We start from the raw sequence: 20,705 nt of genomic DNA, 5'->3' as shown, positions 1-20,705 counted from the left end.
TCAACTTGCAGCCTTGTAAAGCGCCCCGACAACGCCCTCATGCAACGGCCACAGCGTCGACCTCAGATGGTCGCGCGGGAACGAGGTGATATTCGCGGTACTTAGCCCCACGCTATCCACCGTGATGATTTGCTGCACGAGCCCTTGAAATCCAGCCCGGAAGTGATTTGCGCCTTTCAGGGCTATGATCTTTCTCCTACCTGCATCAATGCCGTGCAACGCAAATGGCTCCATGTCGTATATCTGCTCAGCGCGCGACGCGACAATGATGTCCACACCATTGATGACCAGGCGGCACATGGCACCCAGGTCGAAGCGGACGCCTTCGAACATCGAGCCTGGGCGGTTGACGAAACGGCCATCGGTAATCGCCTTCACATAAGCCTCCGCTTCGATCGGCGCTCCCTGGAATCTGCCTAGCTTTCCTCCCAGCGAAACGCGCAGTGTCCCGCCAACGCCAACGGCGATCGCTTGCCGGACAACCTCTGCATCATTGATCGAAGCAAAACAGACCGTGTCGGGAGCCGGCGCCGCATCGAGCAAGGCGCGCAACAGATAGGTGCCATCGCCTGGCGTGCCTCCGCCGGGGTTATCGGCATACTCGTTGATCACGACAGGACCAGCGCTTGCCGCGAGGGCGCGCGCTACGCCCTCTTCCGGCGACGGGAATTGCGGACGAAAATCTTCGCGATGATCCCAGATCCATTGGGCGACCTGTTCTGCGCAGCGCACCGCCAGCGCCGGGTCCCCGTTGGTCGTGCAAATCACCGCCGGGCACGGCGATGCGATATCCGCATAGGGGAAGCCATGAAACCATGAGCAATCGATCACGCCTGGCAGCGCTTCGAGCTGCGCACACAGTGCGTTGACTCTGGCCGGCACGAAGCCCTCGTTAGTGGTGACGATATAAGGCAGCATCGGCAACGTACAGACATGCGTGGCCGGCTTCACTTCGCCCTTAATCATCTTGACCATGAGGTCGACGCACTCGACACCACGGTCATAAAAATCGGTGTGCGGATACAGAATGCAGGGCAGCGAAATATCGACGGCACGCTGCATTTGCTCGGTCATGTTGCCGTGAAGGTCGTAGGCTACCGCGATCGGTACATGCGGGCCGACCAAGGCGCGCACGGCAGCGGCCAAATCGCCCTCGATGTCCTCGATGCCATCGGCGACTCCCGCGCCATGCAAGGCAAGCAACACGCCATCAACCGGTAACGCTTGCTCGATGCCTGCGAGAATCGCCTGCTTCATGTGAGCGTAAGCGTTGGCTTCGATAGTACCCGACGGCGTGGCCTGCCCGAGGAACGTATGAATCAGGCCAGGGCCGTGCTTTTGGGCGCCTTCGATATAACCGCCGACTTGATGATTGGAGCCGGCAAAAATGCCTGGAATTTCGTCGCCATAGTATTGCTCGAACGAGGTCAAGGGCGTCTGGCCCGCGACCTCTGCGGCGTAGGTATTGGTTTCGTGGATGATGCCACCCATGGCGAAACGCATCGGTTTGTCGGTCGTCGACATAATCTTCTCCGGGGATATGTTTTGGGGAGCGCGCACTCAGCGACTGACCAACTTGCGATCGAAGCTCAGCGCCATCAATGCCCCGAACGTCAAGCAGCCGGCGACGATATAGATGGCCGGGTCGGTCGTGTGGAATTCGTCCTTGACCCAGCCGATCAGGTAGGGGCTCACGAATCCGCCGATATTGATGGCGGAGTTGATCACGCCGATGCTGGCCGCCGCAGCGGCGCCGCCGAGAAAGGCCGTCGGCACCGACCACATGATCGGCGAATAGCTGATGATGCCGGCCGCGGCGACTGACATGGTGATCACCGTAAGCACCACGCTGTGGCTTGTCCAGACACTGGCCGTGAGGCCTGCGGCGCCCAGCAGCAACACGATGGCCAAATGCCAGCGGCGCTCGCGCATGCGATCGGAGCTGCGCCCGAAGGTCACCATAGCGACCACGGCTACCAGGTAGGGAATAGCGCTGAGAAAACCGACCGTAGTGCTCGTGGTCACGCCCGATGCCTTGATGAGCGTGGGCAGATAAAAGCCCAGGACATAGAGGCCCATCATCGCCGGGAAACCTGTCAGGATAATTTTCCAGATGCGTCCGTCGGTGAAAACTTTGAGCAGCGGCATGTGCTCGCGCGTTTTCTCGTCCTTCCCGAGTTCATGGACGATCAACTGCTTTTCCTGCGGACTGAGCCAACGCGCGGAGCTGACCGAATTGTCGAGAATGAGCAGCGCGCCGATGGCCAAAGGAATCGTCGGCAGTGCCTCGAGACCAAACATCCATTGCCATCCCGAGTGGCCAGCGACATGATGAAACGTGTCCATTAGCCAACCGGAAAGCGGATTTCCAATCAAGCCGGCAATCGGAATGCCCGCCTGAAAGCAAGCCGTCATCTTGGCGCGGCGATGGTTGGGAAACCAATAAGTCAGGTACAGAATCACGCTGGGGTAAAAACCGGCCTCGGCCACGCCCAACAGCAGACGGACGGTATAGAACTGCCACTGGGTGGTCACGAAAGCCATCAGTCCCGAAAGCAGACCCCAGGTGATCATGATCCGCGCGATCCAGAGTTTCGCGCCAATACGATGCATGAGCAGATTGCTCGGCACTTCGAAAATCAGATACCCAAGGAAAAAGAGCCCTGCGCCAAGACCGTAGGCCGTCTCGCTGAACCGTAGATCAGTCAGCATATTCAGCTTGGCAATGCCGATATTGATGCGATCCAGAAAGGCGACCACATAGCACAACATCAGGAAGGGAATGAACCTGAGCGCGACCTTGCGGTAAGTCGCCTCCTGAAAGGAGCTCGTGTGGACGGCCTCGTCGACAATAGTCGACCTGTCGATTGAGGTTTCAATCATGGAACTGAGTTTCCTTGGCAGTGCATCTCGGGCTAACGCTGGATGCTGTTATGGACGGTTGGCGGCGATGCCCTGCAGGGGTCTCAGGCGAGTTCATCCCGCGCCGCAAGCACCTGGCCTCTCGCTTGAAATTGCTCGTGCTCTTCGCGCGGCACCAGCGAACCGCCTGTTGTCCAGACGATATGAGTGGCACTAGCCATGTGACGCTCCAGCCCGTGCTGGCGAAGATAGGCTTGGCCTTGGTCGCTGCGCGTCAGCCATCCCGGTCCGTCGAATCCGGCGGCGGCCGATGGCTCGAGCAACACGCCTTCGGTTTGCGCCACGCGATGGAGATGGACATACAGTTGCGCGTCCGTGACGGTAAACACGCCCGAGAGCTGAGAGCGCATCAGCGAACTCACCAGATGCGACGCCTGGCCGACGGCGAGGCCATCCGCTTCGGTGCGATTGTCCAGACCAATGTCATAGACCGACGTGGGCCCGGACTCGCCCGCCGCCAATTGCACCAACATGCACGGCGACGCCACGGGTTCGGCGAAAAAGCAGTGTACGTGTTCAAAAAAAAGTGCTTTGAGGCCGAAGGTGATGCCACCGGGCGCGCCACCGACACCGCACGGAATGTAGACAAACAAAGGATGCGTAGCATCTACGGGACGATTCAATGCCGCCAGTTGGCTCGCCAGCCGCCTCGCGGCGACTGCATAGCCCAGGAACAGCATCAGGGAATTCTCGTCGTCGACGAAATAGCCTTTGGGGTCAGCGAACGATTGCGCTCGCCCGGCCGCCACCGCTTGCGCGTAGTCGCCCGTGTGCTCGACCACCTGAACGCCACAATTTCTCAAACGATCCTTCTTCCAGCTCTTGGCTTCCGTCGACATATGCACCACCGATCGAAATCCCAAGGCGGCAGCCATGACGCCGATGCTCATGCCCAGATTGCCGGTGCTGCCGACGCTCACGGTGTATTGAGCGAACAACTCGCGGGCTGCGGCGCCCGCGAGTGCTCGCCGGTCGCCATCATGGGCGAGGACGCTGTGTTCGAGCGCCAGCTTTTCCGCGAACGCCAATACTTCGTGAAAGCCTCCACGCGCTTTGACCGACCCGGCGATGGGCAGGGCATGATCGCTTTTGATAAACCACGCAGCGTCAGGCTCAGTAGCGTTTCCCATCACCTGCTGGAGTCGTTCGACACGCATCAGCGGCGATTCGATCAGGCCCGCGCTACTTTGCAATTCGGGAAAGAGATGCGCCATCAGGCCCGCGCAACGTTCTAAGCGGGCATCTGCCTCGTCGATATCGGCGGCACCCGGTAAATCTTCAGGCAACGCATTTCCTAATGCGGCATTGAGCCACAGTAGAGGAGTACGGTTCTGTAGTCTGGCTAATAGATCGGGGGCAATTGCAGTAACGGTGGGAATCACGCCGGGTACCTATGCTTGTTTTGGATGCGGCGAATATAGGGCATGGGCGCCGGCCAAAAAAGCTATAATTTCTATTCGACGCATTAGTCTCGCTAATACATATGCCCCTCGATTCCTCACTGCTGGGCGGCTTGCGCTGCTTCGAAGTAGCAGCTCGCCTGCTCAGTTTTACCAAGGCGGCGGCTGAGCTGAGCTTGACGCAGGGGGCGGTGAGTCAGCACATTCGACATCTCGAAGACCGGCTGGGTTACCCACTGTTCACGCGCCAGCACCGCTCGCTTGCCCTGACGCAGAAAGGTGCGACGTTGTTCGAATGCACGAGAAACGCGTTTCTCAGCATCGAGACAACGATCAATCAACTTGGGCGATCCAATGCGCCCTTACAGATCAATTGCTCGCCCTCATTTGCCTTACAGTGGTTGATGCCGCGTCTGGTCGAGTTTCATCGCCTGCACGCGGACATACCGGTGCGCGTGAAGGCTGAATTTCAAACGCTGGATCGACAGGCCATGTTGGCCGATGACATCGACGTAGCGATTCGCTATGATCCCGGGCAATATGAAACGATCCGCGCGATACCGATACTCGACGAATATCTGCTGCCGGTGGCAACACCGCAATATTTGGCGGAGCACCATGGGTTTGCCGCGGGCCGATCGCTCAAGGGAATCGAACTATTGCATGACTTCTCGCCATGGGATGGAGCGCCTGAGTTCATCGAATGGCGCACCTGGTTGGAGACCGCTCGGCCCGAATGGCTCGGAGCGGTGGCGGGGCCACAATTCAATCTGGCGAGCCTGGCGATTAGCGCGGCCTTGAGTCATCAAGGCGTCGCCGTGGCGCGCACTGCGCTCGTCTACGAAGAGCTCGAGCACGGCCGCCTCATCAACATCTTTAGCCGCCTCGTACCTGCGCCGGCCCGCTACATGCTGCTCACCGAGCGGGAGGACGATGCGCGGGTGGCCGCATTTTCGAACTGGCTGATGGATGAATGCAACCGCTTTAGCGACGCACGAGCCAAGCTGCTGCTGTGACTAACATAATCCGAAGCGTGCTGCCGTCGGCCGAAGAGGTGGCCCCGGAAATTTGGATGCCCGCGCATGGGCGTATGCGCCGAAACTACGGTTAGACGTCAAGATGCAGAGCAAGGTGCAAGGGACGCCCGCGTCGTGCCACTGGGCAATCTGTTCGCGCCACGGTTCGGCCGACAAGATACAGCTCGCCGGCAGGAACTCCTTGCGACTAAACGCTGTAGCGAGCTGCGCGTCATCCGGCAGAGCGTTGTCCGGAGAAAGCCACCCGCGCTCGGTTGCGATCTCCCGCACGGCTGCCAGCTTCTTACGGCCCATGATCTTCGACCGGTCGATATCCCGGTCGGAGTCACCCTGGCGCATTCGCACCAGAACCTGTCGATATTGGTACATCTCGAACTTCCTCTTCAAGCCACCCTCCGGAGCAAATGCGTGCCGGGAGGGTAAGCGGTTGGCGAAGTTCGTTCCGGGTCCCGGTGGCTTCGATTTGACGTGATGTCGCGAGTTGTCCACGGCCGGCCAGCGGGTCGCGTGCTACGACCATGACGCTGGCCGGCGGTGGGCAACTCGCCCGGCCAGCAACGTGCAGGTCAAACCGGGAGGGCTTCGGAAGAACAGGCTCCCGTTCAAAAACACTTGACGGACCACCTCAGGGCGTGACTCGGCCGTTCAATGCCGTGCGGCACGAACGGCTGTTTTCGAGGCACAAGCGTCATCGATGTGAATATGACAGCCGGCAAATGCTCGGTCTATGCGGTCATCCGGCCTCGATCCCAGTTTCGCTTGGCGAATGACGGCCTTCGAGCAAAGCCTTGGACCGACCCCGAACAGATGGACATACTTCACCAAAACGGCGGCTCATTATTGAACAGAAATCAAGTGATCCTTCGCAAGCGGCAGGCACATCGCAGTGTTTTTGCAGCTTCAATTGACCAATGTGAGCGGCCTGTTCGAGCAGGTATGTGCGACGCGGCTCCTTGATACCTCGAGGTGAACGGGAAAGACCCGACGCGGTACGCCGCCGGGTCATGAGTCAGCCACGTCACTCCGGCGGCGCACCAGCGTTTTGCCATAGGTCGCAGCTCCTGTCGCGGTATCGCGACATGGTCGCTGCCCGACTCGCAGCGAGACGCAAAATGTGGGTGAACATCAGCCCTTAAACCCCTTCACCACGTTCACCCAATAACAGGCCCCAATCGCCAGAGCTTCGTCGTTAAAGTCGTAATGCGGGTTATGCAGCGGCGCGCTCGGATTTGCACCGTCGACACCCATCCAGATATACGCGCCCGGCTTCACGCGTGCCATGAACGCGAAGTCCTCGGACGCCATCGACGGCTTGCACCCCAACGTCACCGCATCGGCACCCACCGTTGCGCGCGCTGCCGCGAGCGCGATGCCGGTCGCGTGTGCCGCGTTGATCGTCGCCGGATAGCCGTCGTAGTACTCGAAGCTCGCCTTCGCGCCGTGCGCGCGGGCGGTCGTCGTACTGATCTCACCGAGCAGCGCGCGGATGCGCGCCTGCATCTCGTTGGAGAAACAGCGCACCGTGCCGCGTATCACCGCCTGATCCGGCAGCACGTTCCACGCCTCGCCGCCGTGAATCTGTGTGACGCTGACGACCGCCGCTTCCTTCGGCGATAAGCGTCGGCTAACGATCGTCTGCAACGCGACCACGATGTGGCTTGCACACACCAGCGTGTCAATCCCTTCCTCCGGCATTGCCGCGTGCGAACCTTTGCCGTCGACGCGGATCTCGAACGTGTCAAACGATGCCATCATCGCGCCATCGTTGATCGCGAACTGACCAAGCGGCAACCCCGGCCAATTGTGCAGGCCGAACACCGCGTCGCACGGGAAGCGCTCGAACAGGCCGTCCTCGATCATTGCGCGGCCGCCACCGGCGACTTCCTCGGCCGGCTGGAAAATCAGGTTCAAGGTGCCGCACCAGCCGTCGTCGCGGGCGAGCAGCGCCGCCGCACCGAGCAACATCGCCGTATGGCCGTCGTGCCCGCATGCGTGCATCTTGCCCGGGTTGCGCGAGCAGTGCTCGAACTGATTGAACTCACGCATCGGCAGCGCGTCCATATCCGCGCGCAGGCCGAGCGCAGGCCCGTTGCCGCGTCGCAGCGTGCCGACCACGCCGGTCTTGCCAAGCCCCTGGTGGACCTGGTAGCCCAGATCGAGTAGTACCGACGCCACGAGTTCCGAGGTCGACACTTCCTCGAAAGCGGTCTCGGGGTGTTCGTGCAGTTGGCGGCGCCACGACATCATCCTGGCGATCAGTTCGGCATCGATCATTTTTGCCTCACTGGCAAGTCAACGGTTTTTGACCCCGCGCACGTTGATGTCTCCGGGCAGAACGAGGTCGGCGCGAGAAACACCGACTCCTGATGCACCAGGAAAGGCAGGATACGCGGCGTGAAGGCCTGCCACTGCGGATCCGCGGCCAACCTCGCGCGCTGCGCGGCGCGGTGCGCGTAATCGTCGTAAGCCCAGCAGAACACGACCGAGTTCAGCGTGCCCGAATCCATGGTCCAGCAGCCCTGCAGCTGCGCATACTGGGTGATGATGCCGAGCCCTTCGCGCTCGTAGATCGCCAGGAACTCGCCAACCTTGCCCGCCGTGATCTGGTAGGTACGCATTTCGACCAACATGATTTATCCTCGAACGAAAGTGGGCGGCGCGGCCGCAACCGGCGCCAACCGGAGCGGAACCCGTGCCGTCACAGATGGCGCCGCTATGCCACACTCAGAAGCTGTGGCGGATGCCGATGCGCACCGCGACCTGGTTCGCGGTCGCCGAAGGCGTCAGGTAAGTGAGAGCCGCGACTGCCGCATGGCCGGTCGAATCGACGCCACTCGCGCGTTGCCACGCGACCACCAGATACGTGAACGTGCGCTTCGAGAACTGATACTGGGCACCCGCCGCAAGCTGGTTGTAGTGGGCGTGCGGCGCCGACGTGTAGTCGTACGTAAGGCCCGCCATGACCGCCGGCGTGAAGTAATGCGCAACGAACGCCTCGTACGATGCGAGTGTCGCTGAACCACTGAACGTGGTGCTGGCGGTTGCGACCGCATCATTGAACGCAGTGTTCGTGTAGGTCGCGCCCAAGGTCGTGGCGCCGAGCGTGTAGTTCGCCGCCGCGCCCAACGTGCGCATCGAATGCGCGGTCGCATAGCCGCTGTAGATCGGGTTCGTGACCGGGTTCGTGAACGGACCGCCGGGCGTCGCCGCGGCCCCGCCGTCGAAGCGCGCGACCGCCGGGTTGTTCACCTGCAAAAACGCAGCGGCAACCTTCAGCGGCCCGTTCGCATAGCTCGCGCCGAAACCGTACTGTTGCGATGTTCCCACCGCGCCCGGCACGCCGCCGAAACTGTACAGCGCACCGGCCGACAGACCGCGGTAGACCGGACTCACGTACTTGATCGCATTGCTGACCGGATATGAGCCCCAGATCCCATCGACATCGCCCGCATGCGTCGTGAGTGAGCCGCCGAACAGTTGCGCGGAGCTGAGTCCCTGCAGGTTGGTTACCATGAAGTCGTACTGGCGGCCGAGCGTCAGCGTACCGGAGTTGTCGCCCGACAGGCCCATGTACGACTGACGGCCGAACAGGCGGCCGTTGTACCCGAGCTTGCCACTGTTCATGTCGAACCCGCTCTCGAGGCGGAACACGGCCTTCAGTCCGCCGCCCAGGTCTTCGTTGCCGAGGAAGCCGAATTTGCTGCCGCCGAGCCCACCGCTGAACGTTTGGTAAGCCGCGTGGCCCGCCTGGTTGCTGGTGTACGTAATGCTGTCGTCCGCGACGCCATACAGGGTGACACTGCTTTGTGCGAAGGCGGCATCCGAGACGGCCGCCAAACCAATAAGGACTACCAATTTCCTATTCATCAATGCCCTCTTCAAAAAGTAAATGGAGCCCACCAAACGGATCAACGACTGCGAAACCCGGGACTGAATCCACGATGAGACTTAAACTTCCGGCCCCAGCTAGATCGAATGCCCGACCAGAAAACCGATCAAGAGACCCGCGAAACCGGCTGCCGTAGCGACCAACCATGGCGCCCAGCCCAGCCCGATGGGCGGCACGGGGCTGGGCGCCCGCTCGCGCGTGGGCGGGTTAGCGGACGGCGCGGCGCCGGGAGCAACTTCGTCCGCCACCGGCGCTTGCTCCACCGCCGGTGCAACGCTATGTTCGATATGCGCGCTGAAGGCGCTGAAGAACGACTCGAGGTTCTTCGCCGCAGCCGACTGGATCAGCCGGGAGCCCACGCTCATCAACTTGCCGCCAATCTCGACGTCGGCCTCGTAGCTGAGCAGTGTCGTGTCGCCCAGGCCTTCGAGTTTCACCCGCGCGGTCAGCTTCGCGAAACCCGCGGGACCCGCATTGCCCTGGCCGATGATCGTGTATGCACGCGGTGGCTCGAGATCGGCGAGTTCGACCTCGCCGCGAAACGTCGCCGCAGCGGGGCCGACACGAACTTGCACCGTCGCTTCGAAATGACACTCGTCGCGCATCACGAGCGCCTTGCAGCCCGGCAGCGTCGCCTTCAGCACCTCCGGGTCGTTCAGCGCAGCCCACACCGCTTCCGGGGATGCGGGCAGCGAGCAACTGTCAGCAAACTTCATTGCGCGCCCTCCTCGTCATAGACTTTGAAGAGCGCCTGGGTGCCCGAGCTCGCGTGGCCGGCGTCGGCGAGTTGTCCATACAGGCGGCGCGCGAGTTCAAGAGCCGGCAACGCGCGGCCCATGTCGCGCGCTTCCTCCGATGCGATGCGCATGTCCTTGATGAAATGCTCGACGAAGAAGCCCGGCGCGAAGTCACCGCGCACGATGCGTGGACCGAGGTTATTCAGCAGGAATCCGCCCGCCGCACCGCCGCCGATCGCGCTGAGAACCGTATGTGGATCGAGGCCAGCGCTCTGGGCATACGCAAGCCCTTCGCAAACGCCGAGCATGGTCGACGCAATCACGATCTGGTTGCACAGCTTCGCGTGCTGGCCGGCGCCCGGGCCACCCTGCATCACGATATTCGCGCCAAGGCAGCGCAGCATCGGCTCGACGCGCGCGAGCACGGGCGCATGGCCGCCGATCATGATCGACAGCCGTCCCTCGCGAGCGCCGACGTCACCGCCGGACACCGGCGCATCGAGCATGTCGATGCCGCGCGCAGCCGCGTGGCCGGCCATCTCGCGCGCCAGCGCGGGGCTCGACGTAGTCATGTCGATCAGCACCGCGCCGGGCCGTGCATGCGCGATCAGCCCGGCCTCGCCAAGGTACAGCGCGCGCACGTCGGTCGGCATTCCGACGATCGTCACGACGAACTCGGCAGCGGCGGCGAGCGAGGCCGGCGTGTCGTGCCAGTGCGCGCCTGCCGCCAGCAATGGCTCCGCCTTCGCGCGCGAGCGGTTATACACATGCAGTGGATAGCCGGCTGCGGCGAGCCGGGCGGCCATCGCGCCGCCCATAATGCCAAGGCCGATGAAGCCCACCGCGGGTTGGGTTGAAACCTGATTCATGTCAGTTCGTCCAGTCAAAGCGATTCGCGCAACAGGTCGCGTACGAACATTGGCGTCAGCGGATGCCGTTCGACGACCACACCGAACGGCGCGAGCGCGTCATTCAGCGCATTCGTAACCGCGCCGAGCGCGCCCATCACGCCGCCCTCGGCCATGCCCTTGATACCTGCCGCAGTCGAGCGGCTTGGCGTATGCATCGGGATGATCTCGATCTCAGGCAGTTCGGTTGCCGTCGCGATCAGGTACTCGGCAAGCGAGCCGGTGGTGTTCTGACCGGTCTCGTCGTAGATCACCTCCTCAAACAACGCGCCCGAAAGGCCCATCGCAATCGCGCCGTGCTGCTGGCCCTCGACGACTGTCGGGTTCAGCAATGTTCCGCAATCCTCGGCGATCACATAGCGCGCGATGTGCAGCGCGCCAGTCGCCACGTCAAGCTCGACTTCGCACGCGTGCGCGGAATTGGAGTACGTCATGGCGGGCGGGTCGTAGGTCAGATGAAACTCGAGGCCAGGCGAGAGTCCCGGCGGCAGCGACGTCGGGTCCATGTACGCCTGCCGCGCGATGTCGGTCAGCGTGAGCGCGGTGCCGTGCCAGGCATCGCCTTCGCGTTGCTCGATGCGGCCATCGGCGAGGCGCAGCGCCGCGGCGGGCACGTCAAGTCGCGTGCTGGCAATGGCGAGCACCTTGCGCCGGGCGTCCTGCGCGCACAGAAACAGCGCGCCTCCGCCGGCAGTGCCGCTACGCGCGCCGCGGCTGCCCATCCCGTATGGCGCGATGTCGGTATGACCCATGTGGATGCGCACTTTCGACGGCTCGACGCCGAGCCCTTCGGCGACCGCATTTGCCATCGCGCTCTCGTAGCCCTGGCCGCTCGGTCCGAGTCCGACTGACGCGTTAACGATGCCGCTCGGCTCAATCCGTATCCAGCTCGCCTCGTGGCCCGAACCGGGAATTCCGGCAGCCTTGTAGAAGCGCGAGCCGTAGGTGGTCGGCTCGACGACGTTGCACAGCCCAAGGCCGAGATAGCGCCCGCGTGCGCGCGCATCGCGCTGGCGCGTGCGAAACCCGGCGTAGTCGACCGCCCGCAGGACCGCCTCGAAGGTTTCCGTTGGCGTGATATCGGCAAGCGTTTCGCCGGTCGGCGTCCGGTACGGCAGTTCCTGCGGAGCAATCAGATTACGGCGGCGGACCTCGACCGGATCGAGTTCGAGTTCGCGCGCGATCGCGTCGATCGTGCCTTCCATCACCCAGCTCGTGATCGACATCGGGGCGCGCATTGGCGCGTTCCCGCATTTGTGGCTGAGCACGATCTTCACGTCGAACGCGTAATGGTCGAGCCGGTACGGCCCGCTCAGGATCATTGCGACGACGCGCGCCAGGTAGTTCGCCGGAAAGAAGCAGTAGGCGCCGAAGTCCTCGCGCATCTCGAGCGTGAGCGAAAGCAGTGTGCCGTGCTGATCTACTGCCGCGCGCGTGCGGCAGAAATCCTCGCGCGAATTCCCGGCGGCCGTCAGGTTTTCGAGCCGGTCCTCGCGCCAGCGCACCGGTCGTCCGAGGTGGCGCGCAAGCGCCGCGACCGTCAGCTCCTCGCGATACAGTGCGATCTTCTGACCGAACGAGCCGCCAACGTCCTGAGAGATCACCGTGACCTGCGACTCGTCGAGCGCCAGACGCGCCGCGAGTTGCGTGCGCAGCGGATGTGGTACCTGCGTGCCGATATGGAAGGTCAGATGCTTGCGGCCCAGATCCCACACCGCCGCGCAGCCGCGCGTCTCGATCGGCACATGGGTCTGCCGTTGCTGGCCGAAGCTCGCTTCGACGATGCGATAGGCGGTGGCCTCAACCCCGGCGGGATCGCCGTGCGTGAACGTCTGGTGCGAGACCAGGTTGCCGGGCACCATCGGATCGATCTGCACCGCGTCGGCCTCAAGCGCCTGCCACATGTCGGTCACGGCGGCCAGCGTGTCGAACTTTACCAGCACCTGTTCGGCCGCATCCTCGGCGATGTAGCGGTCCGCCGCGACGACACACGCGACCGGATCGCCCTGGAATCGGACGATCTCGACTGGCATCGTCTCGATCTCGACCGGCAGCAGTCCTTCGATCGGGGGCGCGACGCGGAGCGGCCGGGTCCACTGCGCAAGATCGCGGCCGGTCACGACCGTGACGACGCCGGGCATCGCGAGCGCCGCGCTCGCGTCGATCGACACAATGCGCGCGTGCGCATGGGGCGAGCGCACGAAACAGACGTGCAGCGCGCCCGGAATCTCGATGTCGTCGAGATAGCGCCCGTGGCCAGTCAGCAGCCGGTAGTCCTCGGTGCGAGGCACCGGCCGGTTCAGGTAGCGAAAGTCTGCCTCAGACATCGACGGCCTCCGCGCGCAGGCGTTCGGCCGCCAGCATGACCGCGCGCACGATGTTCTGGTAGCCGGTGCAGCGGCACAGATTGCCGGAGAGCACGTCGCGCACCTGCGCTTCAGTAGGCTTCGCGTTCTCGAGCAAATACGCCTCGAACGTCATCACGATGCCCGGCGTGCAGAAGCCGCATTGCAGCCCGTGGCATTCGTGCAGTGCCTGCTGCAGCACTGATAACTGCCCGCCAGCCGCAATCGATTCGATCGTCGTAATGGGCACGTCGTCGACCTGCACCGCATAGGTCAGGCACGCGCGCACGGGCCGGCCGTCGACATGCACGGTGCATGCTCCGCACACGCCGTGTTCGCAACCGACATGCGTGCCGGTCAGCCGGCAGTCTTCGCGCAGCACGTCCGACAGAAGCTTGCGAGGCTCGCAGCGCACGTCGTACAACGCACCGTTGACCTGAAGATGAATCGCCGTCTTTTCCATAAATCGTTCAGATGTCCTGCAAGGTGTACTTGCTGGCGCGCGCGAGTGCGCGCGTGCTCAGCGCATGGACCAGCTCGCGCCGATACGCAGCGCTGATCCCCGGTTGGTCGTGTGGATCGATCGCGGCGGCCACGCGTTCGGCAACGAACGCAATCGTCGCGTCGTCGGCAGTTGCGCCGATGAAGTTCGCCGCGACGTCATCGAGCGACACCGGCACGTCGCCAACGCCGCCCACGCCGATCCGCAAATGCGTGAAGCGTCCCGCATCGACGATGGCACTAACCGCGCATGCGGCAATCGCAAAGTCACCGTGGCGACGGCTGAAACTCTCGAAGCCGTGGCCCTCGTCGGGCCGCGCGCACGGAAAGCGCACGGCGGTGACGATCTCGTCCGCTTCGAGCGCGGTCGTCATCGCCGCAAGCAGGAAATCCGCGGCCGCGATTTCCCGCGTCCTGCCCGGACCGGCCACCTCGACGCGCGCGTCCAGCGTGCGCGCGATCAGCGGCAGCTGTGCGGCCGGGTCCGCGTTCGCAAGGCTGCCGCCGAGCGTGCCACGTTGACGGATTGCGTAGTGCCCGACCGTTGCGGCCGCCAGCGCGAGCAGCGGGCATGCGTCGCGTACCAGCGGGCTGGTCGCGAGCTCGTGGTGGCGCGTGAGCGCGCCGATCCTGAGGGTGCTGCCGGTGCGCTCGATGCCGGCAAGCTGCGGCAGCGCATTGAGGTCGACCAGATGCGCGGGCTGCGCGAAGCGCATGTTCATCATCGGCCCGAGCGACTGGCCGCCGGCGATCACCTTCGCATCGAAACCGTGCTCGGCGAGCAGCGCGAGCGCGTCGTCGAGCGAGTGGGGCCGGTGATATGAAAAGACGGATGGTTTCATGGCATCACACCGCGAGATTGGTGCCGCTTGCCTGATCGAACAGATGCAGGCGACGCCGGTTAACGGAGATCGACATGCGCTCGCCGACCGCGAACGAGCGTTCCTTGCCTACGCGGAAGAACATCTGATGATCGTCGCTGCACAGGCCGATGAACTGATCGGAACCGACCGGTAGCAGCGACGTGATCTCGCCGGTGATCCGACAGTCCCCATCGTGCGCGTGCTCGTCGATATCCTCCGCGCGAATGCCGAGCGTGATCGCCTGGCCCGCGCGTGCGGCGAGTCGCCGGCGCGTGGCTTCGTCAAGTGCGAGCGACAGACCGCCGCGCCGAAAGCACAGCCCTGCGCCCGCGTCTTCGAGGACACCGTCGAGGAAGTTGATTGGCGGGCTGCCGAGGAAGTTGGCAACGAACCTGTTCGCCGGCCGTTCGTAGATGTCATCCGGTGTGCCGATCTGCTGCACAACGCCCTGGCACATCACGACGATCCGGTCGGCAAGCGTCAGCGCCTCGGCCTGGTCGTGTGTCACGTAGACGAAGGTGGTCTGCATCGACTGATGCAGCGCCTTGATGCTGGCGCGCATCGACACGCGCAGCGCCGCGTCGAGGTTGGAGAGCGGTTCGTCCATCAGGAACACCGACGGCTGGCGCACCATCGCGCGGCCCAGCGCGATGCGCTGCCGCTGCCCGCCGGACAACTGGCCGGGCCGCCGCTCGAGCAGGTGCTCGATCTCGAGCGAACGGGCCGCTGCCCGTACCCGCGAGTCGATCTCGTGCTGCGGATATTTGCGCATGCGCAGCCCGAACGCGATGTTCTCATAGACGTTCTTGTGGGGATAAAGCGCATAGCTCTGGAACACCATCGCGACATCGCGCTTGTGGGCAGGCATGTCGTTCACCTCGGTGTCGTCAAAACGCAGGCTGCCTTCGGTAACCTCTTCGAGGCCGGCGATCATGTTGAGCGTCGTCGACTTGCCGCAGCCGGACGGCCCGAGCAGCACCAGGAACTCCTTGTCCCGGATTCGCAGGTTCAGGTTGTGCAGCGCTACATGCCCGTTGGCATAGCGTTTCGCCACTTGTTGAAACTCGATTTGGGCCATGTTTCGATCCCCTTATCCCTTGACCGCGCCGGCGGTCAGGCCGGAGACGATGTAGCGCTCGAACACCACGGCGATGATGACGGGCGGAACGATCGCGACGACGCCGGCCGCGTTGATGAACGAAAAGCTGGTGGTGAAATCCGACGTGAACGACGCGACAATGATCGGCACCGTCTGCGACGCGGCGGTTTGCGTGAACATGAGTGCGAAAAGGAACTCGTTCCAGCTCGTCAGGAAGGTGAACAGGATCACCGCGACGAGCGACGGCAACGCGAGCGGCAAAAACACCTTGATGAGCGCCTGGATCCGCGAGCAGCCGTCGACCCGCGCGGCCTTGTCGAGCTCGTCGGGCAGACCCTCGAAATAGCTGAGCAGCATGAACACGCTGAACGGAACCGTCAGTGCGAGATAGGTAATGATCAGCGCGCCGACGTTGTCGAGCAGCCCGAGCTTGCGCACGAACAGGAAGAACGGCACGATCAATGCGATGTCGGGAATGACTCGTGTGGCAAGCATGAAGTACACCGACAGGTCGCGCCCGACGTAGCGGATTTTTGCCATCGCGTAGGCGGCCGGCACGCTGACCGCGAGATTTAGCACGACCACCGCGCACGCGACGACAAGGCTGTTGCGCAGCGCCGGCAGCAGATACTGTGCGCTCGACGGCACGAACGACGCATCGGCCGGCAGCGTGCCGGTGCCGGCCTGGACGATCGCGCGGAAGCTCGCGAGCGTCGCCGGGTGCGGAATCCAGTGCGGCGGAATCGAGGTGATGTCGGCCTCGCGCTGCAGCGAAGATGACACGAGCCATGCGACCGGCGCAAGCACGTAGACCAGCATCAGCGCCGCGGCGGCGAACAGTGCGATGCGCTTGATAAACGGAGCGGATGACATGCCTAGAGCCTCCTGCCGAGCAGACGGATGATCGTGTAGGACATCGCGAAGGTGGCAAGCGCCAGCACGTAGGCGACCGCCGCGCCGCTGCCGAACGACAGCTTGCGGAACGTCTCGACGTAGATGTGCCACGACAGCACGTGGGATGCGTCGGCCGGACCGCCTTCGGTCAGGATGAAGAACAGATCGAAGTGACGGACCGCCGTCATCGCCTCGTAGATCATCACGAGCATGAAACCTGGCCGCATCGACGGCAGCGTCACATGCACGAAGCGGCGCAGCGCTGTCGCGCCGTCAACACGGGCGGCCGCGTAGAGGTCCGGCGAAACCGACTTGAGCGTGACGAGCAGCAGGATCGTCGCGAGCGGCACTTCCTTCCAGACGAACGCGTTGGCGATCAGCAGCAATGTCTTGTGCGTGTCGCCGAGCCAGACCATGTAATGGCCGATCACGCCGAGCTGCAACAGCAGGCCGTTCAGCGCGCCGTAGCCGGAGTCGTAGATCCACTTCCACATCAGGCCGTCGACCACGGACGGAATCGCCCACGGAATCAGCAGCGCGGCCGAGAGGATGCGGCGGCCGCGAAACTCCCGGTTGAGCAGCAGCGCGATAAGCGTGGCGATCACCATGATCGCGAGCACCGACACCACCGTGAACCACACCGTACGCCCGACCGCGGCCCAGAAGTCCGGGTCGCGGAAAATCGCGATGTAGTTGCCGAGTCCGACGAACGGCGCGTCCATGCGCGTCAGATGGATGTCGAACAGGCTCGTCCACAGCGAATACAGCACCGGGAACACGGCGACCGCGAGCAGTACGACGAACATCGGCAGCAACAGCAGCATCGCGCTGCGCTGGTCGGTAGCCGACACCGGGTGCCGCACGAGCCAGCGGCGGGTTAGAGCAGGTGCACTCATCGCGACCTCAGGCCTGTTTGCTGAGCTCGGCCCATTTGCTGGCCGATTTCTTCAACGCGTCGGCGGCGCTCGACTGGCCAAGGATCGCGGCCTGCCACGCGCTGCTGTTGACTTCGTCCCACTCGCCGAACCAGCGCGTAATCACGTCCTTCTTGCGCGCGAGGTCCTGCTGTTTCTGGAACATCGCGAAGTCGCCGTACTTCTCATATGCGGCGCGCACCTGCGGATCGCTGAACAGCGGCTTCACGCCGAACGCGGTGCCTGTATCGAGGAACATCGCCTTCTGGAATGCGTACTGACCGTCGAACTTCCCGCCGAAGGCTTCGATCAGGCGTACCGCGTTCGCCGCACGCGCCTTGTTTGCGCCGGCGGCCGCGCTCATCGCGTGCATGCGCATCCAGGCAACTGTTGCGTGCGAACCGTTCGGACCGGCGGGCATCAGCGCCTGCCTGATGTTGCCGGCGACGTGCGATTGGCGTGGATCGTTCAGCGCCTGGATCCGGTAGCGCGGCAGCAGCGCGAACGCGTGGTTGCCGGAGGCGACGGCCTTGAAGCCGTTCAACTCGCCGAGTTCAACGCAGGCCGGCGATAGGATGTGGTGTTTGTTGACCGCGTCGACGATCCATTGCAACGCGCTGATCGCGCCGTGCTTCGGATCGTCCATCATGACGCGGCCGCTGTCGTCGACGAAGCGCCCGCCGTGCGAAAACACCAGCGACGACATGAACTCGATCAGCCAGCTCTCGCGCGCCATCGACATCATCAGCGGGTAGTTCGACAGGCCGGCCTTCTTGATCTTCAGCGACTGGTCGACGAGTTCGTCCCAGCTCGCGGGCGGCGCGGCGATGCCGGCTTTCGCCAGCATGCTCGCGTCATAGAGGAACGCCATGTAGTCGGTGTAATAGGTCATCCCGTACTGATGACCCTTGTACCGCGTCGACTGCGTGCAGAAGTCCTGCACGTCGCTGTTGTACTTCAGCAGTTGCGGATATGCGTCGATTGGCGCGAGCCAGCCTGCGTCGGCCCACTCAGGCAGCCAGCCGTCGGAGACCCACAGCGCATCGACCGGCGCCTGACCGACGAACTTGGTGATCATCGCCTCGCGATACTGCGCGAACGGCAGGTTGTTGTAGTTGACCGCAAGCCCGGTTTCCTTCTCAAACGCCGCAACTTCGCGCTTGACCGTATCGACTCCCGCCGACCAGGTGTACAGATTGACGACGTCCGCGGCGCGGGCGCGCGGGAGTCCGCCGAGCATGCCGGCCGCAGCCAGCCCCGCGCCCGCGGAGATCTGCAGAAAACGACGACGACCACTGCCGAACTTCATCACTTCGCTCATGATTCGCTCCCGGCCGCCGCTGCGGCACCCCTTGTGGTGATGATCAAATTTCCCTGACCGCTTCGGAACGAACAATATTCACGTCAAAATAAATCGTCAATTGAAGACTTAAATTTTTATACATCATCTGACATGACTGAGAATTCGACAGGTCAATTCATTTTATTGTTAATTTACAGAGACTTATGCCATCTTCTAGCCGGGACTCTTCCATCATTCTGATGATCCATACGACATCACCTGACGACAAAAGGTGGCTGAGTCTGACACTTCGGGCGTCATGGCCGGTCTCGCTGCCGGCGCGCGACGGAAGATTTCGCGTTGCGATATCAGGTGGAGTGAGCGGGCGGCGTTGCAGCGGCTGCAGCGCCGCCCGGGTGTCGGGATCAGCGGGAGGAGCGACGTCGGCGCAGCACGGTGCGCGGTCTGGAGGTTGTGCGTCGCGCCGCTTTGATGGCGTGCGGCGGGTGCGTCAGGCGGCCTGCCGCGCTGGCAGCAGCGCTGGAATGCTGGCAAGAAACGCCCGCACGTTCATCGCGATCACCTGTTCGGCTGGTGTCGTATTGTCGTTTGCATAGACGCGGCGGCGGATTGCCAGGTGCGACACCGCGCCGTGCAGCATCCAGCCGATCTCGGTCCGTTCGTCGATGTTCGTCGGCACGCCGCGTCCCGCGTCATGCGCGGCCTCGGTGACAACGATCTCCAGCGCGTGCGTGACCACCGCGTTGGTGTAGGTCGGCGCCATACGCAGCCCCGCCAACGACGAGTAAAGGAACAGTCGCAGCCAGCGGCGCGTCAGCAGCGACTCGTAGTATTCGCGGTAGAAAGTGACGAGGCGCATCTCCAGCGGCACGCTGCGATTCTTCAACTGGACGAACCACATCGCTTTGAACAGGCCAGCGACTTCGCGGTTGTAAACCTCTTCGATCAGCGCGGCTTTGCTCGGGAAAAGGCTGTAGAGCAGCCGCTGCGAGACCCCGCAGGCCTGCGCGATCGCGCGCGTCTGGGCGTTCAGGCCGTGCTCCGAAAAATATTCGGCCGCTTTCGCGAGCACCTGTGCCTGCCGCGCCGCGCGGGGCAGCCGTTGTGGCGCCTTCTTGGATGGCCGTTTTGCTGGAGGCCGCGCAGGGGCGGCCTGGTTTGACATTGTCTGGCTCTCCTCGGTCTTTATCCCCGGTTTCGCAGGATGTTCGGTTGTCGATTTCATGACTGTCCCATGTTCTGCTCGCGCACATTTCCATGCGAGCAAATCGTCGCACGACGACGAGTGTTTTTGCAACGGTTTAGCTCAGCGCCGCCTGGTTTCGATGCACATCGAGTTTCTGCGCCCGGGCGACGTGGCGATTCGCGCGCGGCGGTGGCGGGCGTGCCGGCATGTGGCCGTCAATTATCACTGAGTCGGCCCGAACCTGTGGAGCCAACGAGACAGGCAGCGATTCTGTTCAAACGAAATCGCTGCGTGAAAGCGGCAGGAGCCGCGTAGGAACGCGATAGATTTAAGCCGAAGCACAGACGCTCCGAAGAGATGGCGAACCGAACTCATTGTTTGTAAAGATCCGCATCGTTACAAGCGTTCCTTTCGCAGGAAAGGTACGCCGGTTGAGTCCAGGAAGTAATCGATGCTTCTCAACAGGTGCTCGCGAGGGACGTGATTATCGAGGTTGGATGCCTTACATCGACCAAGAGGCCGGCGGGCTCGTCAACAAGCCGATACTGGCGTCATCAGGGTCAATCGCGCCTATTCGATTTCTCCGAAACCAGCCGTGCAGAAACAGTCGAATCGCGGGAAGCTCGAATGACCGGATTGGACGAGTCGCCCTTCGGCGAAGCGACGGCAGCCGGTAATTCGTCGGCCAAGCCGGCTTCATTCTCAAA

At 63.0% G+C, this 20,705-nt stretch carries 18 protein-coding genes; 1 reads left to right on the top strand and 17 read right to left on the bottom strand.

Features of this window, described 5'->3' with window-relative positions; genetic code table 11:
• The 3 genes from OKW45_RS05915 to dsdA form a co-directional block, all read right to left on the bottom strand.
• Positions 1-1,524: a M81 family metallopeptidase gene (locus tag OKW45_RS05915; protein WP_429466526.1), complete on the bottom strand. Its 1,524-nt coding sequence runs from the start codon at positions 1,522-1,524 to the stop codon at positions 1-3.
• Between the two features lie 36 nt (positions 1,525-1,560).
• Positions 1,561-2,883: an MFS transporter gene (locus tag OKW45_RS05910; RefSeq protein ID WP_018420995.1), complete on the bottom strand. Its 1,323-nt coding sequence runs from the start codon at positions 2,881-2,883 to the stop codon at positions 1,561-1,563.
• Positions 2,884-2,966: 83 nt separating this feature from the next.
• Positions 2,967-4,304, bottom strand: coding sequence for a D-serine ammonia-lyase (dsdA, locus tag OKW45_RS05905; protein WP_429466524.1), 1,338 nt, complete (start codon positions 4,302-4,304; stop codon positions 2,967-2,969).
• Positions 4,305-4,399: 95 nt separating this feature from the next.
• On the opposite strand from dsdA, the gene OKW45_RS05900 reads away from it, so the two are divergent.
• A complete protein-coding gene (locus tag OKW45_RS05900) occupies positions 4,400-5,338 on the top strand; it encodes a LysR substrate-binding domain-containing protein (protein WP_429469270.1) in 939 nt (312 codons plus the stop codon).
• Here OKW45_RS05900 and OKW45_RS05895 read toward each other — a convergent pair whose 3' ends face one another.
• From OKW45_RS05895 to OKW45_RS05830, 14 genes are all read right to left on the bottom strand, one after another.
• Complete coding sequence (locus OKW45_RS05895; RefSeq protein ID WP_429466523.1) at positions 5,339-5,746, bottom strand: hypothetical protein; 408 nt, start codon at positions 5,744-5,746, stop codon at positions 5,339-5,341.
• 738 nt (positions 5,747-6,484) lie between these two features.
• Positions 6,485-7,633: a M20 aminoacylase family protein gene (locus OKW45_RS05890; RefSeq protein ID WP_429466521.1), complete on the bottom strand. Its 1,149-nt coding sequence runs from the start codon at positions 7,631-7,633 to the stop codon at positions 6,485-6,487.
• Entirely contained in the window at positions 7,630-7,989 is a 360-nt protein-coding gene (locus OKW45_RS05885; RefSeq protein ID WP_429466519.1) for an NIPSNAP family protein, read from the bottom strand. Before OKW45_RS05885 ends, OKW45_RS05890 begins: the two co-directional genes overlap by 4 nt.
• A 94-nt stretch (positions 7,990-8,083) precedes the next feature.
• Complete coding sequence (locus tag OKW45_RS05880; RefSeq protein WP_429466517.1) at positions 8,084-9,226, bottom strand: porin; 1,143 nt, start codon at positions 9,224-9,226, stop codon at positions 8,084-8,086.
• A gap of 99 nt (positions 9,227-9,325) precedes the next feature.
• Positions 9,326-9,964, bottom strand: a complete 639-nt coding sequence (locus tag OKW45_RS05875; RefSeq protein ID WP_018420988.1) for an SRPBCC family protein — start codon at positions 9,962-9,964, stop codon at positions 9,326-9,328.
• Positions 9,961-10,878 carry an NAD(P)-dependent oxidoreductase gene (locus OKW45_RS05870; protein ID WP_429469268.1) on the bottom strand — a complete coding sequence of 306 codons (918 nt, stop codon included), beginning with the start codon at positions 10,876-10,878 and terminating at the stop codon, positions 9,961-9,963. The genes OKW45_RS05875 and OKW45_RS05870 overlap by 4 nt, the downstream gene beginning before the upstream one ends.
• Positions 10,869-13,220 (bottom strand): xanthine dehydrogenase family protein molybdopterin-binding subunit, encoded by a 2,352-nt coding sequence (locus OKW45_RS05865; RefSeq protein ID WP_018420986.1) that lies wholly within the window; start codon positions 13,218-13,220, stop codon positions 10,869-10,871. Before OKW45_RS05865 ends, OKW45_RS05870 begins: the two co-directional genes overlap by 10 nt.
• Positions 13,213-13,701, bottom strand: a complete 489-nt coding sequence (locus OKW45_RS05860) for a (2Fe-2S)-binding protein (protein ID WP_429466515.1) — start codon at positions 13,699-13,701, stop codon at positions 13,213-13,215. Before OKW45_RS05860 ends, OKW45_RS05865 begins: the two co-directional genes overlap by 8 nt.
• 7 nt (positions 13,702-13,708) lie before the next feature.
• A complete protein-coding gene (locus OKW45_RS05855) occupies positions 13,709-14,581 on the bottom strand; it encodes an FAD binding domain-containing protein (RefSeq protein ID WP_429466514.1) in 873 nt (290 codons plus the stop codon).
• A 4-nt stretch (positions 14,582-14,585) separates the two neighbouring features.
• Entirely contained in the window at positions 14,586-15,680 is a 1,095-nt protein-coding gene (locus OKW45_RS05850; protein WP_429466512.1) for an ABC transporter ATP-binding protein, read from the bottom strand.
• Positions 15,681-15,692: 12 nt separating this feature from the next.
• The gene (locus OKW45_RS05845; RefSeq protein WP_429466510.1) at positions 15,693-16,574 is read right to left on the bottom strand and encodes a carbohydrate ABC transporter permease; all 882 of its coding nucleotides are present in this window, start codon (positions 16,572-16,574) and stop codon (positions 15,693-15,695) included.
• Between the two features lie 2 nt (positions 16,575-16,576).
• Positions 16,577-17,491, bottom strand: coding sequence for a carbohydrate ABC transporter permease (locus OKW45_RS05840; protein WP_026225899.1), 915 nt, complete (start codon positions 17,489-17,491; stop codon positions 16,577-16,579).
• A gap of 7 nt (positions 17,492-17,498) precedes the next feature.
• Positions 17,499-18,830 (bottom strand): extracellular solute-binding protein, encoded by a 1,332-nt coding sequence (locus OKW45_RS05835; protein ID WP_429466508.1) that lies wholly within the window; start codon positions 18,828-18,830, stop codon positions 17,499-17,501.
• Positions 18,831-19,302: 472 nt separating this feature from the next.
• On the bottom strand, positions 19,303-20,079 hold the full coding sequence (locus OKW45_RS05830) for a TetR/AcrR family transcriptional regulator (RefSeq protein ID WP_429466506.1): 777 nt from the start codon (positions 20,077-20,079) through the stop codon (positions 19,303-19,305).
• Positions 20,080-20,705: the final 626 nt, after the last annotated feature.

The organism is Paraburkholderia lebeckiae (assembly GCF_050436225.1).
In the GTDB taxonomy this organism is placed as follows: domain Bacteria; phylum Pseudomonadota; class Gammaproteobacteria; order Burkholderiales; family Burkholderiaceae; genus Paraburkholderia; species Paraburkholderia tuberum.
The sequence above is the reverse complement of the archived record's forward strand: the minus strand, read 5'-3'. Positions and strand labels throughout refer to the sequence as shown.

Bases quoted from the DNA above. Each gene is read 5' to 3' on its own strand.
- OKW45_RS05915 (WP_429466526.1), bottom strand. From the start codon at position 1,524: ATGTCGACGACCGACAAACCGATGCGTTTCGCCATGGGTGGCATCATC.
- OKW45_RS05850 (WP_429466512.1), bottom strand. From the start codon at position 15,680: ATGGCCCAAATCGAGTTTCAACAAGTGGCGAAACGCTATGCCAACGGG.
- OKW45_RS05840 (WP_026225899.1), bottom strand. From the start codon at position 17,491: ATGAGTGCACCTGCTCTAACCCGCCGCTGGCTCGTGCGGCACCCGGTG.
- OKW45_RS05875 (WP_018420988.1), bottom strand. From the start codon at position 9,964: ATGAAGTTTGCTGACAGTTGCTCGCTGCCCGCATCCCCGGAAGCGGTG.
- OKW45_RS05885 (WP_429466519.1), bottom strand. From the start codon at position 7,989: ATGTTGGTCGAAATGCGTACCTACCAGATCACGGCGGGCAAGGTTGGC.
- OKW45_RS05860 (WP_429466515.1), bottom strand. From the start codon at position 13,701: ATGGAAAAGACGGCGATTCATCTTCAGGTCAACGGTGCGTTGTACGAC.
- OKW45_RS05855 (WP_429466514.1), bottom strand. From the start codon at position 14,581: ATGAAACCATCCGTCTTTTCATATCACCGGCCCCACTCGCTCGACGAC.
- OKW45_RS05910 (WP_018420995.1), bottom strand. From the start codon at position 2,883: ATGATTGAAACCTCAATCGACAGGTCGACTATTGTCGACGAGGCCGTC.
- OKW45_RS05890 (WP_429466521.1), bottom strand. From the start codon at position 7,633: ATGATCGATGCCGAACTGATCGCCAGGATGATGTCGTGGCGCCGCCAA.
- OKW45_RS05835 (WP_429466508.1), bottom strand. From the start codon at position 18,830: ATGAGCGAAGTGATGAAGTTCGGCAGTGGTCGTCGTCGTTTTCTGCAG.
- OKW45_RS05865 (WP_018420986.1), bottom strand. From the start codon at position 13,220: ATGTCTGAGGCAGACTTTCGCTACCTGAACCGGCCGGTGCCTCGCACC.
- OKW45_RS05845 (WP_429466510.1), bottom strand. From the start codon at position 16,574: ATGTCATCCGCTCCGTTTATCAAGCGCATCGCACTGTTCGCCGCCGCG.
- OKW45_RS05880 (WP_429466517.1), bottom strand. From the start codon at position 9,226: ATGAATAGGAAATTGGTAGTCCTTATTGGTTTGGCGGCCGTCTCGGAT.